The organism is Candidatus Coatesbacteria bacterium, from assembly GCA_014728225.1.
Classification (GTDB): domain Bacteria; phylum RBG-13-66-14; class RBG-13-66-14; order RBG-13-66-14; family RBG-13-66-14; genus WJLX01.
The window spans coordinates 1-15,008 of the sequence record WJLX01000069.1; the positions used below are offsets into that span (position 1 = coordinate 1).

Annotated in this window: 17 protein-coding genes; 7 read left to right on the forward strand and 10 right to left on the reverse strand. The window is 60.9% G+C overall.

The genetic code is table 11. The features are described from left to right. The 5 genes from GF399_05065 to GF399_05085 all read right to left on the reverse strand — a co-directional run. Positions 1 to 681: hypothetical protein (locus GF399_05065; GenBank protein MBD3399684.1), on the reverse strand; the 681-nt coding region annotated here is incomplete at its 3' end. Positions 682 to 694: 13 nt separating this feature from the next. Further along, positions 695 to 1,114, reverse strand: a complete 420-nt coding sequence (locus GF399_05070; GenBank protein ID MBD3399685.1) for a hypothetical protein — start codon at positions 1,112 to 1,114, stop codon at positions 695 to 697. A gap of 72 nt (positions 1,115 to 1,186) precedes the next feature. After that, a complete protein-coding gene (locus GF399_05075; protein ID MBD3399686.1) occupies positions 1,187 to 1,510 on the reverse strand; it encodes a hypothetical protein in 324 nt (107 codons plus the stop codon). Positions 1,511 to 1,729: 219 nt separating this feature from the next. After that, positions 1,730 to 2,371: a sugar transferase gene (locus GF399_05080; protein MBD3399687.1), complete on the reverse strand. Its 642-nt coding sequence runs from the start codon at positions 2,369 to 2,371 to the stop codon at positions 1,730 to 1,732. Positions 2,372 to 2,433: 62 nt separating this feature from the next. Then, positions 2,434 to 2,856, reverse strand: coding sequence for a hypothetical protein (locus tag GF399_05085; protein MBD3399688.1), 423 nt, complete (start codon positions 2,854 to 2,856; stop codon positions 2,434 to 2,436). Positions 2,857 to 3,411: 555 nt separating this feature from the next. Here GF399_05085 and GF399_05090 point away from each other — a divergent pair. Genes GF399_05090 through GF399_05100 form a run of 3 tightly spaced genes read left to right on the forward strand, consistent with a single transcriptional unit; the run spans position 3,412 to position 5,381 of the window. Further along, entirely contained in the window at positions 3,412 to 3,942 is a 531-nt protein-coding gene (locus tag GF399_05090; protein MBD3399689.1) for a dTDP-4-dehydrorhamnose 3,5-epimerase, read from the forward strand. 24 nt (positions 3,943 to 3,966) lie between these two features. Further along, positions 3,967 to 4,701 carry an NTP transferase domain-containing protein gene (locus GF399_05095; protein ID MBD3399690.1) on the forward strand — a complete coding sequence of 245 codons (735 nt, stop codon included), beginning with the start codon at positions 3,967 to 3,969 and terminating at the stop codon, positions 4,699 to 4,701. Then, the gene (locus GF399_05100; protein ID MBD3399691.1) at positions 4,698 to 5,381 is read left to right on the forward strand and encodes an ATP-binding cassette domain-containing protein; all 684 of its coding nucleotides are present in this window, start codon (positions 4,698 to 4,700) and stop codon (positions 5,379 to 5,381) included. Before GF399_05095 ends, GF399_05100 begins: the two co-directional genes overlap by 4 nt. A gap of 802 nt (positions 5,382 to 6,183) precedes the next feature. Here the strand turns inward: GF399_05100 and GF399_05105 are convergent. From GF399_05105 to GF399_05120, 4 genes are all read right to left on the reverse strand, one after another. Beyond that, entirely contained in the window at positions 6,184 to 7,401 is a 1,218-nt protein-coding gene (locus tag GF399_05105) for a hypothetical protein (protein MBD3399692.1), read from the reverse strand. Positions 7,402 to 7,424: 23 nt separating this feature from the next. Continuing rightward, positions 7,425 to 7,862 (reverse strand): hypothetical protein, encoded by a 438-nt coding sequence (locus GF399_05110; GenBank protein ID MBD3399693.1) that lies wholly within the window; start codon positions 7,860 to 7,862, stop codon positions 7,425 to 7,427. 6 nt (positions 7,863 to 7,868) lie between these two features. Next, the gene (locus tag GF399_05115) at positions 7,869 to 8,129 is read right to left on the reverse strand and encodes a hypothetical protein (GenBank protein ID MBD3399694.1); all 261 of its coding nucleotides are present in this window, start codon (positions 8,127 to 8,129) and stop codon (positions 7,869 to 7,871) included. Between the two features lie 92 nt (positions 8,130 to 8,221). Beyond that, positions 8,222 to 10,372, reverse strand: a complete 2,151-nt coding sequence (locus GF399_05120; GenBank protein MBD3399695.1) for a T9SS type A sorting domain-containing protein — start codon at positions 10,370 to 10,372, stop codon at positions 8,222 to 8,224. On the opposite strand from GF399_05120, the gene GF399_05125 reads away from it, so the two are divergent. Together GF399_05125 and GF399_05130 are read left to right on the forward strand one after the other, a co-directional pair. Then, the gene (locus GF399_05125; protein ID MBD3399696.1) at positions 10,335 to 10,976 is read left to right on the forward strand and encodes a hypothetical protein; all 642 of its coding nucleotides are present in this window, start codon (positions 10,335 to 10,337) and stop codon (positions 10,974 to 10,976) included. The genes GF399_05120 and GF399_05125 overlap by 38 nt on opposite strands. 158 nt (positions 10,977 to 11,134) lie before the next feature. Continuing rightward, on the forward strand, positions 11,135 to 12,118 hold the full coding sequence (locus GF399_05130) for a WYL domain-containing protein (protein MBD3399697.1): 984 nt from the start codon (positions 11,135 to 11,137) through the stop codon (positions 12,116 to 12,118). Positions 12,119 to 12,941: 823 nt separating this feature from the next. Here GF399_05130 and GF399_05135 read toward each other — a convergent pair. Further along, positions 12,942 to 13,646: a hypothetical protein gene (locus GF399_05135; GenBank protein MBD3399698.1), complete on the reverse strand. Its 705-nt coding sequence runs from the start codon at positions 13,644 to 13,646 to the stop codon at positions 12,942 to 12,944. A 176-nt stretch (positions 13,647 to 13,822) separates the two neighbouring features. Here GF399_05135 and GF399_05140 point away from each other — a divergent pair, with 176 nt between their 5' ends. Next, complete coding sequence (locus GF399_05140) at positions 13,823 to 14,647, forward strand: hypothetical protein (GenBank protein ID MBD3399699.1); 825 nt, start codon at positions 13,823 to 13,825, stop codon at positions 14,645 to 14,647. 11 nt (positions 14,648 to 14,658) lie between these two features. After that, the gene (locus GF399_05145; GenBank protein ID MBD3399700.1) at positions 14,659 to 14,844 is read left to right on the forward strand and encodes a hypothetical protein; all 186 of its coding nucleotides are present in this window, start codon (positions 14,659 to 14,661) and stop codon (positions 14,842 to 14,844) included. The last annotated feature ends 164 nt before the right edge of the window (positions 14,845 to 15,008 follow it).

Here is a 15,008-nt window from a genome sequence, read left to right on the forward strand (position 1 = left end):
CTCGGGGTAGCCGTCGCTGTCGTAATCACCCACGGCGCAGCCATAGAACCAGAAATCGGGTGGTTCCGGGTCGATTTGCCAACTCGGCTCGCTCTCCAGGCCGTCACCGTCATTGTAGTACAGCTCGATACTCATCGAGGCCGCCAGCAGATCGAGATCGCCGTCGGCGTCGATATCCACGGGAATGGTGTTGACCGTGTCCAGCTCGCTGTCGCTGACCCAATCGGCCGTTTCGTTGATGGTCGTACCGTTGTGATAGTAGAGTCGATCGTGGCCGCTATAGCCCACTGTTGCACAGTTACCGGTGTAAAAGTCCAATCGATTACTCCAGACGTAATCGAACTCGACGTCTTCACCCGCCGCGGGGGCGAAGCCCAGGGAGACCCAGCCCAGCTCCGGATCGCAGCACCACTCGTCATCGGGCAGGGTGACGCCCCCGACGCGGACCGCGCTGATCTCCCGGGCCGGGTAGTGTTCCACATAGAACACCTTACGCTGGCCATCGCCGGTACGGAGTTCGCCGTTCTCCAGCCGCCAGCCGTCACCGTTGAAATCGCCGACACAGCAGGCGTAGGAATAATTGCTGTCGTCGCTTTCCCAATCCGCTTCGTAGCCGTAGGGCAGCTCCGTCCCGCCCACAACAGCCAAGGCCATCAGACAAAGAGTCACCTTACACATCATCTCCTCCTTACCTTTAAGAACTATGGTTTTGGGGATCACACACGATCATGGACCAATCAGGATGCTTTAGGTCGTCTAGCATGCCGGGATCGTTTCTGTGGTTGAAGCTGAACGACCCTTCCCTGATAAAGAGCCTGAAGGTGCGCTTTAAGACGCCGTGGTCGGATATTAGGCGGTGTTTGGCGTAGCCCCGGAAGCTCTCGAGGCCGTTGATATGCACTTTACCATTGACCGGGGTCTTGTCATGATAGATGCGCTTGTGGTGGAAGCCGTTGAGCGACGGCCTGTTACAGACCTTACAGCCGTCGGAGTAGACGCTCGAGTCCAGCTCGACGTTCTCCAGGATCGCGCCCAGCAGGTGCTTCTCGCCGCAGTTGGGCGGCAGGCTGACGCGCACCCCGCCGCCTGGCTTGAGCAGCCCGAAGACGGGGATCTTGCCGCCGGCGCCCCGGCCACGTTTGCCCTGCCGTGGTCGCCGAAGTAGGACTCATCGACCTCGATGTGCTTACAGTATGCGCCCCTCGAGCTTCTCCAGCTCGGCCTCCCGAGCGGCGATACGCTCGCCAATGATACAATAATTCTTGGCGACCGTATTGGGATGGACACCGACCTTGTTGGCCGCTCGGGCCGCGGTTGCTTCAAGCCACAACAGCGCGGCGATCAACTCGCGCTGTTCTGCTGAAAGCCCACGGCGAGCCGGTTTATAGTTAAAGCGTTTGCGACAGCGCTTATATATCCGCCGCCCCTCACCTAACATGTTGTGATAGCGATAGTTACACTTCGGACACGTGACGTGCCTGTTGGGATTACTCTTTAAGCCGGCGGCCACAGCGCCGCCTTTACTTGTGGCAGGATAGTATCCTGGTAACTCTCGTGACTACAAGACAATAACAATTTATGATGATCCATAGCGTTAAGGTATCCCTAGTTTTGATTATTATATAGAAAGATTAACCCCCGTCAACATCGCCGCCGGAGATACGGCAGCGAGCGGCAAGGGTCCGTCAGCTTGGATGCGGCGTCACATCCATGGCGAAGCGAGTAACGCCTAGGGGCTGGAGGAGTGGTAGAGGGCGGGCTCGCTGGAGGCGGAATGACCGCGCAGGATCAGCCACAGGGTGCGCAGGATCAACCCGAGGTCGTAGAAGAAGCCGATGCGGTCGACGTACTCGAGGTCGATGGCGATCTTCTCGCGGAAGATGCGCAGGTAGTCGTTGACGGCTTGTTCGTAGGAGATGGTCTTGGCCTCGTTGATGTAGGAGAGCTGGGCCAGGCCGGTCATTCCGGGCTTGACCTCGAGAATGCGCCGCTCGTGGGGCCGCATCAGGGCGACGTACTCGGGTACCTCGGGCCGGGGTCCGACGAGACTCATCTCGCCGCGCAGGACGTTGATCAGGTTGGGCAGTTCGTCGAGCTTCCAGTCGCGCAGGAAGGCTCCGACGCGGGTGATGCGCGGGTCGCCGGCCGAGGTGATCAGTTGGCCGCTGCGCTGGGCGTCGCAGACCATGGTGCGGAACTTGTAGACGCGGAAGAGGCGGCCGCCGCGGCCGACGCGCTCCTGGCGGAAGAGGACGCCGCCGGGGCTGTCCAGGGAGACGGCTACGGCGATGAAGCCCAGTAACGGCGAAAGCAGGGTCAGGCCGAACAGGGCGCCGACGATGTCCAGGGCGCGTTTGAGGAAGCGTGTCACGGCGGTGTGGTGCTCCGGGGATTGAGGTTGGGATTATTCACCCGGCTCGTTTGCGGGCGGGCTCAGCGCGGGATGTCGATAATGAGGGGGGGCTTCTCTTCCCCGTCTTCGGTAAAATACCAGCGTCGAAAGGTTTTCTCGGCCTCGAGTTGCAGGTTGAAGGAGCGCCGGGCGACGCTGTAGGGCGGTTGAGGGACGAGGGCACCACGGGAGCAGGCCTTGACGCAGGCCAGGCAGTCCCAGCAGGCTGCCTGGTCGCGGCAGTAGGCCCGCAGGGTTTGGGGGTCGATGTCCATCAAGGCGCCGGGGCAGACGGCCACACAGCGCTGGATGTCCGCGCCGCGGCAGTTATCGCAACGGTCCTTGAGTGTTTTAACGGCCATCGTCGACCTCCGACGGATTGTCTGGGACGGGTTGCCTGGGACGGGTTGCCTGGGACGGGTTGCCTGGGACGGGTTGCCAGAACACTTGTTAGTATACACCATCCTGCTTCGGCGGGCCAAGGCGGCCCCCGCTCCTGGATTATCTAACAGCAAACCGACCGGACATGGTGATCGGGGCCGCTCCCGCTGTTGGCGATACGCCCGGTGGTGTATTGACTAACAATGGCCGGTGTTGTATTCTCTAACGGTCGGCTTCGAGGCTTGCAATGCCTAACGACGCGCTGCCTTGTTATACTCTTATACATCGTTTCGTCATCCAGCTGACTGCGTTCCCTATTCGAACCATCCGGCGTCGGTCGAGAGTTGATCATTGAGGGGCCGCGTTCACTGAAGCGCTAACGATCCGAGGTGCAAATGGTTGAAGATTACCCCGACACCGCCCGTTCGTTGGCTGAACGGATTCGAGAACTAAGCCGTCAACACCAAGAAAATATCGGGACAAACCCTCGCTACTGGCGGCGCTCGTTCGTTATTGCCAACCGCCGTATCGCCGTCAGGGAAGCGACGTTGAGGCGCCTGCTTTACCACAAAGGTGAGCCCAAGGTGCGCCCCAAGACACGCCGCAAGCTGTTACGCATGATCAGGGCGCTGGAAAAGATGATACATAATCAGGGTTACGAAAAGCCCGATATCGACAAGGAGCAGCGGGTGAACAAGCGGATCATCGTCGGGGTCGAGATCAAGGAATTGAAACTGATTCCAGACTCGCGGGGCTTCCTGATGGAGTTCCTGCGCAATGACGACGACGTGTTCTACAACGCGGACCTGCCCTTCGGCCAGGCCTACGTCACCACCTGCTACCCCGGGGTGGTCAAGGGCTGGCACGCCCACCGCCATCAGCACGATCGCTTCGGCTGCATCTATGGCATGGCCAAGCTCGTCCTCTACGACGACCGCCGGGAATCGCCGACCTACAAGGTGATCAACGAATTCGTCGTCGGCCATCTACGGCCGCGGTTGATCGTCATCCCCCCCGGGGTGCAGCACGGCTTCGCCGCCGTGGGCGACCAAACGGCGGTGATGCTCAACATCCCCACCCGGGTCTACAACTACGATGTACCCGACGAGGAACGCCTGGACCCGCACGATTCATACATCCCCTACAATTGGAAACAGATCGATCACTGAGCGAGCGTATTCCAAAGGAGAACCTTGAAGGGCATCATTCTGGCCGGCGGTTTGGGTAGCCGTCTGGACCCGCTGACCCGGGTCACCAACAAGCACCTGCTGCCGGTGTACGACAAGCCGATGATCTACTATCCCCTCGAAGCCCTGATCGGCTCCGGCATCGATGAGATCCTGATCGTTACCGGCGGTCGCAACGCCGGACACTTCCTCGAGCTGCTGGGCAACGGCGCCGAGCTGGGTCTGCCCCACCTCAACTACACCTACCAGAAAGGCGAGGGCGGCATCGCCGAGGCCCTGGGGCTGGCCCGGCACTTCGTCGGCGACGACAAGATGTGCGTCATCCTCGGCGACAACATCCTCGAGAACAGCATCGCCGCCGAGGTCACCGCCTACGATAAACAGGAGGCCGGCGCCCGGATCCTGCTCAAGGAGGTTCCCGATCCCGAGCGTTTCGGTGTGCCCGCCTTCGACGAAGACGGCCGGGTCAGCGACATCATCGAGAAACCCGCCGACCCGCCGAGCAGCTACGCCGTCATCGGGGTCTACTTCTACGACGCCACCGTCTTCGAGATCATCGACGGCCTGAAACCCTCCCAGCGCGGCGAGCTCGAGATCACCGACGTCAACAACCATTACCTGCGCCGGGGCACGCTGCGCCACGGGATCATCGAGGGCTGGTGGACCGACGCCGGCACCTTCGACTCCCTGCGCCGGGCCAATGAACTGGTCAAGCGCACCGGGGCCAACAAGCCGCAATGAGCACCCCCCACCTGAGCTGTCGTAAGCTGACCAAGGATTACAGCGGCGGTCCACGGACCGTCGCCGCTCTCAGGGGCGTCGAGCTGACGATCCAGCGCGGTGAGTTCGTCTCCCTCCACGGTCCCTCCGGTTCCGGCAAGACGACGCTGCTCAACATCATCGGCGGTCTGGACACCCCCAGCTCCGGCGAGGTGCTCGTCGGCGAACGCAGCCTGACGGAGCTGAAGGACGCCGAGCTGTCGGCCTACCGCAACCGGGCGGTCGGCTTCGTCTTCCAGAGCTACCAACTGCTGCCCCACCTCAGCGCCGCCGAGAACGTCGCCGTGCCCTTGCTGATCTCCGGCGTCGGCCTCACTGAAGCCGTCGAGCGGGCGACGGAGCTTCTGGACGAGCTCGGTCTGGCCGACAAGGCCCCCTTCCGCCCCGCCCGGCTCTCCGGCGGCCAGCAACAGCGCGTAGCCCTGGCCCGGGCCCTGGTGGGCGACCCCGAGCTGCTCCTCGGCGACGAGGTCACCGGCAACCTGGACTCGACCACCGGCGCCGCCATCCTGGAACTGATCACCCGGCACGCCCGGCGACGCGGGCTGACCGTCCTGCTGGTTTCCCATGATCCCGCCGTCGCCGCCGTCGCCGATCGGCGACTGGAACTCGTCGACGGTCGGCTGATCCGCCGAGGCTGATAATGGATCACTTCACCCGAGAATACATCCTGCAGCTTCATCGAGAGATTGACACTGAAAAGCAAGAACGAGACAGGATATTACATTTTACTATACTACTATTAACTAGTTATGCAATCGGAGTCGCTTCTGAACTGGGAAATTCAAGTTTATTAAGTTGGCCTTCTTCTATCTATATCGGTATACCATTAATTACTATAATTGATATACTATTTTGGTTAAGAATAAAAAAACTATTTCAAATATACGATCGTTGGGCGACACTCAGAAATCTAGTCAAACACCATCCTTTAGTATCTATTTACTCGATTGAAGAAAAGGTGTATAGAAGAAGGCATACGAAGATATACAGCATTAAGGACACTTTTATTCCAATAGTCCTTTCTTTGCCTATTATTGGCGCTATTTCTTTCTCTCTACTACAGCTCAAGCATATTTATTTCTCGATATTTATCGGACTCTCTCTCTTCATCATTCAGACGGTTTGTTGTTACATTATTACCAGCAAGCAACAGGTAAAGATAGCTAGTTTATAACATCTTTTCGTGCGTTTTAATACGGCCCAGCGGGGCCGTTTTTGTATAAACCTTGGTTCGCCACCGACGGTGCGGCCGCCGACCGGGACCCCGATCCCGGCGGAACCCGGCGAGCCGTGGAACCAGCCCCGGAACCGGCACGGTTTTTGCATCTCGGCGACCGTTACGAGCGAGGATAACGGTTCGCCTCCGCAAAAACCGTGCCGGTTCCGGGGCTGTAACTTCGCGTGGTCGAGTAGCGGGGGCTGCGGGGTCCCGGTCGGCGGCTAGTCGAAGGGGATCTCGACGGTCTCGAAGACACCGGCGCCGCCGGCGGCGGGCTTGAAGTTAACCTCGAGGCTGCCGTCGGCGGGCTCGAAGACGGTGATGTGCTGGCAGCTCGAGGGTGAGTAGACGTAACCTGTGGCGATTGTCTTGAGTGCCTCGTGATCCAGAGCGCCGCGGGTGTTCAACTCTTCGCTGAAGTACCCCCAGCGGCTGGTGTTCCAGTACTGGCCGGTGTGGTTGTCGTGGTTGCCGTCGAGGACGAAGGAGTTGACCACGGCGACGGCGTCGTCGTGGTCCCAGGTCACGCCGGGATTGAGGCGCGAATCGTCGTAGCGCAGGGCGCGTTGCATAGCGGCGCCCGCGCCGCTGAAGTTGTTCTCCAGGACGGCGACGCCGTCGGCATCGGCCAGCAGGACGTTGTGGTTGTAGCAGTAATCGCGGGAATCCTTGGCCAGGTAGTCGGCGACGGCTTCGAGGTCGGCGCAGGTCTCGAGGGCATAGCGTAGATCGAGAACGTAGCTGCGTCGTCCCTCGACGGAATACGGCTCACCGGTGGGGGAATCGAGGACCCCGGCGAAGACGCCGTCGTCGTTGAGGGCGGTGATCGCCCCTTGGTGGCCGAGGTAGCCGATGAGGCAGACGGATTGCGGACCGTTCTTGATGGTTACCACGGCGTGGAGTCGGGAGAGAAAACCGCCCCCGTCCCAGTCCAGCAGCCGGGCCACCCGGGGATCACCGTCGGCGGAGGCGCCGCCGTAGACCCCCAAGCCGCTGCACTGGCAGGTGCGGATTATGTCGGAGAGGAGGTTGAGGGCGTAGACCTCGTTGGGTGACAGCTTGCCGTCGCCGTAGACGTCCTCGGTGGTCGAGAGCGACTCGCCCAGCCCCGCGATCTCCTCGCCGATGTCGTCGGGCAGGTTGGGCTTGAGCTCGCCGACGCGGCGCAGACCTTCCTGGTATTCGTATTCAGTTACCAGGTAGGTGATGTAGCCGTCCATCAGCGTTTCGAAGTCAGGGCAAGCTTCGGCGATCGCCGCGCCGTAGGCCGCGCCCATCTGCCGGGGCGTCAGGCCGCTGGAGTAGTCGAGCACGACCTCGAAATGAGTGCCGGCGTCGGTGATGACGACGGGGACGCCTTCAAACTCGTTATCGGTCGTCGTGCAGGCGGTCAGGGCCGGCAGGACGGCTATGAGAAGGACGAGGGTTCGACGACGCACAGGATATCTCCTTTTGTTAAGTATTATTCAGAGTTTGTACTATCAACACTTACCTGCATAATGCCTTTTATTGGATTTAAACCGATTTCTTCTGCGGCAGTAGGAGAAAGTAACAGAAGCCTGTCTGGATTGTTATAATCTTCAAAATAGTCAATAGCAATAACAGTTATTGATGGACCGATAAGTTGAGTATTATCCCAATCAGATGCATATTCAGTTCTAATGACAAGAAATTCAGTCATCAGTTTATAATGGCTGATTGATGATGCTAAATTTATAGCTGCATATAACTTATCTGAATTATAAGGAACCCCACTGGCTGTATTGCTACCATTTGATGCAGTTATAAGACCAACATGACCATCATTCATTTGGAACCCCTCTGCTTGTCCTCCCATTGCACTTGGTTCACTGTTTAAGTATTCAATTATCATGGCCCGCCATTCATAATATTTATCCATTACACATTATTTTATATCATTTCTTGTTAATATTCTAGCTTGTATCTCTACTAGTGTATTGTCAATATTTTGTTGTATATTTTTGATATCCTTTATTTCAGTTTGCATATCATTAATATCATTTCTGTTGTTTTCTATATCATTTTCCATACCAACAAAACATGTGTTGATAGCAAGCGCCACTACGGCAACAGATACTAGATTCGTTAATATATATACTTTATCTTTGTGCTTTTTAATCCAACTTTTACCTTTTTCCTCGGTCATAATAAACTCCTTAAAAGGGAGCTGAAGTTATACTGTGATAGATCTGTATAACACTATAAATAAGTAAAACATGTAGCATATTTTAGTTCATTTTATCGGGCGACGACAAGGCGGCGGGTGGCCGTCCGGCCGCCGGCCTTCAGGCGCAGCAGGTAGACCCCACCGGACAGCCCGGAGCAGGAGAAGGTCAGGGTGTGACGGCCGGCGGCCAGCTCTCCGGCGAAAACGGTGGCCACCCGGCGACCGGCCAGATCGTAAAGGGCGGCCTCGGCGGCGCCGGCGCAGTCGGCGGGCAGCTCGAGGCGGCAGTTGACGCTGCCCCGGGCCGGGGAGGGCCAGGGGTCGCTGAGCGTGAGGCGGGCGGTACGCTCCGCCTCGGGGCCGACGACCTCGACGGGCGCGCTGCGCCGTCTGGAGCCGTCGGGGCCGACGAGCTCGACGAGGTAGCGGGCGCCGTCGTGGTAACCGCGGTCGAGGTAGGCGTCGCTCGCGCTCAAGCCGCTCTCGTTCAGGGGCAGCCATTCGCCGCCCGTGCGAACCCCGGCGTTGCCCAGGGCCAGGGCGCGTCGGTAGGCCAGGGCGTGGCGGCCCAGGGGCCCCTCGAGGACGGTCTCGGCGATGAGATCCTGGCGGTAGAGCCAGGCGCTGCCGAACTGGTCGGCGCTCCACTCCAGCAGGACGCCCTCGTCTTCCAGCCGGGCCAACAGGCGGATATCGCCGTTGTCGACGTTACCGGCGTTGTTGAAGATCACGTTGGGTCGGTTGTCGAGCCAATCGGTCTGAGCCAGGTCCAGGTCCCGGCTCCAGGTGTAATCGATCTCGACACCCTCGCCGTCGCCCGGCGGGGTTGCCAGGCTGACGACACCCTCCTGGCGCATCGCGCACCATTCGTCGGCGTTCAGGGGGGAGCCGGCGACGCGCACCTCGTCGACGGAACGCACGGGCAGGACGGCGAGCTGAAAAACCTTGGCCGCGCCGTCAGCGTTGAAGGTATCCGTCGAGGTCTGCAGGCCGTCGTCGTCGTAGTCGCCGAAGAGCAGGGCCTCGGTGACGGGATTATAGCCGAGTTGGGAGGTCCATTCGGGTTGGGTGTTAAAGTGACCGCTGTGGTTCTCGTAGATGCGGATCGGCTCCCACCAGCCGCCGGTGGCCATGTCGAGGTCGCCGTCGGCGTCGATGTCGGCCAGGGCGACGAAGGAGCTCATCTCCTCGTCGTCGCTCGTCCAGTCCGGGGCGTCGTCGATCAGGCCGTTCGTAGAAAGGTAGAGGATATCGCTTTGGCCCTGGGATTGGTTATTGTTGGCCACGGCCAGATCGAGCCAGCCGTCACCGTTGACGTCGCCGGCGGCCAGGCGGATACTGTCCCAGTAAGCGCTGTCCTCCCAGTCGAAGGTCGTCGGCAGACCGGCGGGACCGCCGAAGAAGATGACGTTGCTGTCGTGCTCGGCGGCGGCGGCCAGGTCCAGGTAGCCGTCGTTGTCGAAGTCGGCGAACAGGACGTCCATCCAGGTCGTTTCCTTGTCGGACTCCCAGGCCGGATCCGTGGTCAGGACACCGTTCTGGTTCTCATAGATCCGCAGGGGTTCGATGCGGCTGACATAATCGACCCCGCAAGCCATGGCCAGGTCGAGGTCGCCGTCGCCGTCGTAGTCGCCCCAGGTCATGCCGAAGCCGTTGTCACCGGGTTGCCCCTCCCAGGAGGGGGAAGCCTCGTAGCCGCCGTCGTTGACGTAGAGGACGTCGTATTCGTAACTCCAGGGAGTGCCGCCGCCCAGCAGGGCCGCGGCCAGGTCGAGATCGCCGTCGGCGTCGAAGTCGGCGCACTCGCAGTGGCCGTGATACTCGTTGGGTGTGCCGGTCCACGAGGGATCCGTCTCCAGGCCGCCGTCGTTGAAGTAGACGGCGCAGTAGCCCGGGACGATGTCGTTGCCGTTGGCCACCACCAGATCGATGTCGCCGTCGCCGTCGACGTCGGCCCAGTCGCAGCCCGTCGAATAGGGGTACTCACCGCCGGGCTGGTCCGTCGACTGCCAGCACGGCGTCGTCTCCAGGTTGATCGTCGCCGCGGCCGTGACGGCACCCCAGACCAACAAGATAGATACGCTCCGTATAATCTTCATCCTTATCCAATCGCTGGAGTTTTGACCTTGCCCGTCGTGATGTCCGCTGCTATTATAGAATAAACTTAACCTGCTGGGAGGCGATATGCGTAAAACGGCTTTTGTAGTTCTGTTGACGATCATCCTGGCGACGACGGCCGGGGCCGACTTTTCCGGCCGCAACGGCTACGGCCGCATCGGCTTTCGCGCCGCCTACCCCATCTCCCTGGGCCAGCCCTTCGACTGGGACGCCCTCGAGGAGGGCGACTATCACGGCGTCATCGCCGGTTGCCTGGAGGGTGGCTACGGCTTCAACGACTACCTCGAGCTGACCATCGCCGTCAACTTCGAGCTGGCCGACTGGAAGTATCAGCCCGAGATCGGCGACGAGGTCGGCTGGGACTTCGGCAGCGGCTCCGCCGTCCTCGGCCTGACCGGCTACTTCATCGAGGGGGACATCCGACCCTACGGTCGCCTGGATCTCGGCGTCAGCTTCCACTACTCCGACGACGAGCAGGACCAGCCCGGCTACACCCGCTCCACCGCTTTCGGCATGGGCGCCGGCGTCGGCTGCCAATTCGTCATCGGCGAGGTCTTTTATCTCGAACCCTACGTCCACTGGCGGGCCCACCTGAGCGGCAGCTACGAGGTCGAGTTCGACGAAACCGGCTACGAGCCACGCGAGGAGGACTACGCCTCGGCGCCGATGAGTCTGCACACCGGCCTGGGCTTCGGCTTCCTGTTCTAGACACCATCGCTCAAGACACAAAACCGCGGTCCTCGCCGACCGCGGTTTGTCTTTACCGGCAGCCGTCGGCCGGACCACTGCGCCTTGCCCCCCAATCCTCCGCGGTGCTATACTCTTTACATAAAAGCAGTGAGTTTATTAACCACCGGACACCGCCCATGCCCGATCGCAACGCCCAGATCATCCGTCAGTGGGAGATCATCTGGTCCCTCAGGGCCCCCGCCGGTCGCACCATCAAGTCCCTGGCCGCCGAGCACGGCGTCTGCACCCGAACCATCCGTCGCGACCTGGCCGCCCTCGAGTCCGCCGGTTATCCCCTCGTCGAGGAGGTCGACTTCACCTCCGCCCACGGCCGCAAGCGCTGGCGCCTGCTCGAGGGCTTCAGCAACGTGCCGCCCGTGCCCCTGACCCGGGAGGAGGCCTACGCCGTGCTGGCCGCGACCCAGGCCATGCGCGGCCTCGGCGATACGCCGATCGGCGAGGCCTTCCACGCCGCCCTCGGGAAGCTGCGCAAGGCCATCAAACCCCTCGACGCGCAGATGACACGACTCTCCGGCACCTATCTCGACGATCCCGAGATCGAGCGCCGCTACAGTGACCAGCACGAGACCATTCTGCGGCTGCTGCGTGCCGTCCACCAGCGTGAACTACTCGACATCACCTACTACGCCGCCCACAACGACCAGGTCACCCGGCGCACCGTCGCCCCCATCGCCTTCTGGCGTTCCGGCGGCGAGCTCTACCTGATCGCCCACTGCTACCTGCGCGACGCCCCGCGCAACTTCCGCGTCGACCGCTTCCGTTCCATCGAACCCGCCACCGAGGAGCACCCCTGGCCCGAGGATTTCGACCCCGCCGACTTCCTGCGTCACAGCTTCGGCCCCTGGGTCGGTGAGCCCCGCCGCGTCGTGCTGCGCTTCACCGGGTACGAGCCCGGCTACTTCGCCGACCTGGCCGTCCATCCCACCCAGCGGGTCGCCGCCGTCGAGGACGGGGTTCTGGTGACCCTCGAGGTAGCCCCTTCCGAGCACCTGGCGCGCTGGCTGGCCGGCTTCGGCGCCGAGGTGCGCATCGTTGAGCCCCAGGAGCTGCGCGCGTGGGTGCGCGAGATCCACGCGGGGGCGCTGGGGTCGGGAGAGTAGCTGCAGCGGGACCAAGACGGCTGGAGGCTTGACTCTCTTTGACTCTCTTTGACTCTCTTTAACTCTCGAAGACACGCATGCTTGAAGAATGGGCTAATGTTTGCTGTCAATAGCTTAACGAGAAAGAAAGGCGCAGAACTTCTTTCCTATGTCACTAGGGACCATCACGGAAGCTGAACATCAGCTGTTGCAGTTGGGTTCTTCCCGTGGCGTGAACGGGTCTGTCATCCCGCCACCGACGAAGGGGGCAATCAGGCGGGGAGGAGCGGGTCGGGGGAGCGGCACGTGAACTGTTCCAGCTGCAACCACCGTCAACACTACCGCCGCGCTGAGGAACGTCAAAAAGGCGAGCGTCGTGGCAAGCCGCTCAAACAGCGTCCGTGGGAACGTCGCAGCGCGCCGCCGCCGGAAAAACGCGGCGAGACAGCCGCCTGTTCCGGCTCGGCGTAACGGCGGCGCGGGTCGCCAAGGACTTGGGCGGCCGGCGCGCTACGGCATATCGCTACTGTAAACCAATCCGCCGGTGCCTCGCCGCCGCTCGCCGGGCCGCGCTCGACCCGACCAGCTACACCGCGACGCCGACGGCCGGCGGGCCCATAAGAAACTGTCGCTCAACGGTTTTCATCACAGGCGCGTCAAATACGACAAGACCCCGGTCGATTGTCGGCGACGACAACCAGGACCGGTTCTACGTTCGCACCGGCCCCTCGACCTCGGAGCTGCGCGCCAGCAAGCACCGTGAGTATATCCAGCGGCGCTTCGGACGGTGAGTCGCGAAGCGCCGTGTTTTACCTTTGCCTGCAGCCGCCTGATCCCGGGGCGGCTACTTTTCCGCCCATTCCAGCAGGGGTTGGAGGCGGCGCTGGAACCGGGCCAGCTTCTTTTCGTAGCCGGCGATCGATTTCGCGGCGTGGTCCTCGTATTTCTCGAGGCCCAGCTTGGCCCGCCAGCAGTCGATGTGGTGCTGGATCTCGTCCACCTTCCTCCGCCATTTGGTCAGTTCGGCGTGGAAGAACATGTACTTGTCGTAGAGGCGGAACTCGAGGGTGTCACTGCGGTGCTCGATACCCTTTTCGCGGTCGTAAATGATGAAGCCCTCGCCGTCGGCCTGGATCAGGTAGGGATACCCGTCCTGCTCGATCAGGCTCTCGAAGCGCGCCTGATCGCGTTCTACACTGCGATTGAAGAGGTGGAAGTCGTGGACTCGGCCGTCGATCTCGATGCGCACCACGTTGATGATCCGATAGCCCGGGCAGTCGCAAAGCCGGTCGAAGGGACCGTTAAAGGCCGCCAGCCATTCCTTGTACGTATTGGCCTGGGGCCTGCCGACCAGCAGGCTGCTCGGTTCGGCCATTTGCTTGCGCAGCGCGACGAAGCGCGAGGAGATCAGGGACAGCCCGCCGCCCTTGGTGACCAGGGCCAAGCCTGAGCGCGCGCGGACGCGCTTGATCTCGCCCGTGGCGTCGATGGTGATGTAGGTGCCGTTTTCGCTGGTTCCGAACTCGATCTGGAGCTTGGTGACCTCCATCGTCCCTCCTTGACGCTAGAATGGTCGTGGGTTGGCCGCGAAAGGGGCGCACGGCCTCATTCTACGATCACAATAACACCGAGGCCCGACAGTTCCGGTCAATACGGCGCTTTTTCCGTCTGACCGGAGTTGTCGGACCTCGCTGATATAATCAAGCAGTCGAAAGGAGGCTGAACATGGAAGGATATCGCACCATTGCGCTCATCGGGTCGATCAATAACGCCTTTGATCAGCTGTTCGAGATCCTGTCGCTGATCAACCTCGAACACAGCGCGGGCGACGTTCGTTTAGACGCGATCCTGGCCTTTGGCGGGATCGACTGTCGCTCCCACGGCGCCGAACTCAACACCCTGGCCTCGTTCGTCAACGACGAGCTGCGGATTCCCTTCTATCTGCTGCCCGAGCCCGGCGACGACCGTCGCGAGCTGGCCCGCTGGTTCGGCGTCGACCTGCTGCGCTTCATGCCCGAGGGCCAGATACGCCGTCGGTTGGCCATCGATCGGCGGGAGCGACTGGAGGCCGACGTCTACCACCCGGCCCTGGACCTCGACGGCTTACGCATCGGCCATAGCGACGAACCCATCGGTCGCAACGAGACCCTCTACAACTGCAATCTGGACGCCAGGGGCGGAATGCATCTGTATGTGGGAAGGGTCCATCCCAAGGTCGACTGCGGTTGGATGCGCTTGATCGTTACCTCGACGGACTGGCCGAGTGAGATGTACAACTCGATCGCCGGCGGCGAGCTGCTCGAGCTGCGTAGCTTGGGAAGCGACTTCCGTTCCTTCTTCATTTACGCCTGCCATCTGCGCACCTCCACCCTGAACCTCTGGCGGGTTCACTATGTCAACCAGGGCCCCAAACCCGGTTGGTACTCGGTCAAGCTCAAGCGACCCAAGGATAACCTGATGCGGACGATGCTGACCTGCTACGCCGGCGTCGAGCCGCCGTCACTGGGGACCTTCAACTCTCAGCGGGCCCAACGGGCCGAACACGATTAAGGAGGCGCAAGATGGAGCCCATCCGCGATAATGGCGGTAACCCGATCGCCTATCTCGAACACCTCGGCTGCCGCGTTTACCTGCGGGACATCGGCGGTAACCGTCTCGGCTGGTACGATAAACACCTCGACCGGACCTATGATGCCGCGGGTAATCAAGTGTCCTACGGCGACACCCTGACCCGACTGATTCCCTAGGCTGCAACAGAGTGTCTTCGTTTGGGATTATCACCTGATTATGACCAAGCGCGCAGTCTGCTCCCGAGGTGCTTTAGCGCGTTTTCGGCGTCTCGATGGTTGAAGCTGATCCACCTTTCAGGAACGACCTTTCAGGGATGACCTTTCAGGGATAATGAGTCCGA

Excerpts from the sequence above, each read along its gene's own strand:
- GF399_05140 (MBD3399699.1), top strand. The coding sequence starts at position 13,823 with ATGGAAGGATATCGCACCATTGCGCTCATCGGGTCGATCAATAACGCC.
- GF399_05145 (MBD3399700.1), top strand. The coding sequence starts at position 14,659 with ATGGAGCCCATCCGCGATAATGGCGGTAACCCGATCGCCTATCTCGAA.
- GF399_05100 (MBD3399691.1), top strand. The coding sequence starts at position 4,698 with ATGAGCACCCCCCACCTGAGCTGTCGTAAGCTGACCAAGGATTACAGC.
- GF399_05130 (MBD3399697.1), top strand. The coding sequence starts at position 11,135 with ATGCCCGATCGCAACGCCCAGATCATCCGTCAGTGGGAGATCATCTGG.
- GF399_05120 (MBD3399695.1), bottom strand. The coding sequence starts at position 10,372 with ATGATCGTCAACAGAACTACAAAAGCCGTTTTACGCATATCGCCTCCC.
- GF399_05090 (MBD3399689.1), top strand. The coding sequence starts at position 3,412 with ATGATACATAATCAGGGTTACGAAAAGCCCGATATCGACAAGGAGCAG.
- GF399_05085 (MBD3399688.1), bottom strand. The coding sequence starts at position 2,856 with ATGGTGTATACTAACAAGTGTTCTGGCAACCCGTCCCAGGCAACCCGT.
- GF399_05115 (MBD3399694.1), bottom strand. The coding sequence starts at position 8,129 with ATGACCGAGGAAAAAGGTAAAAGTTGGATTAAAAAGCACAAAGATAAA.
- GF399_05135 (MBD3399698.1), bottom strand. The coding sequence starts at position 13,646 with ATGGAGGTCACCAAGCTCCAGATCGAGTTCGGAACCAGCGAAAACGGC.
- GF399_05110 (MBD3399693.1), bottom strand. The coding sequence starts at position 7,862 with ATGGATAAATATTATGAATGGCGGGCCATGATAATTGAATACTTAAAC.
- GF399_05125 (MBD3399696.1), top strand. The coding sequence starts at position 10,335 with ATGCGTAAAACGGCTTTTGTAGTTCTGTTGACGATCATCCTGGCGACG.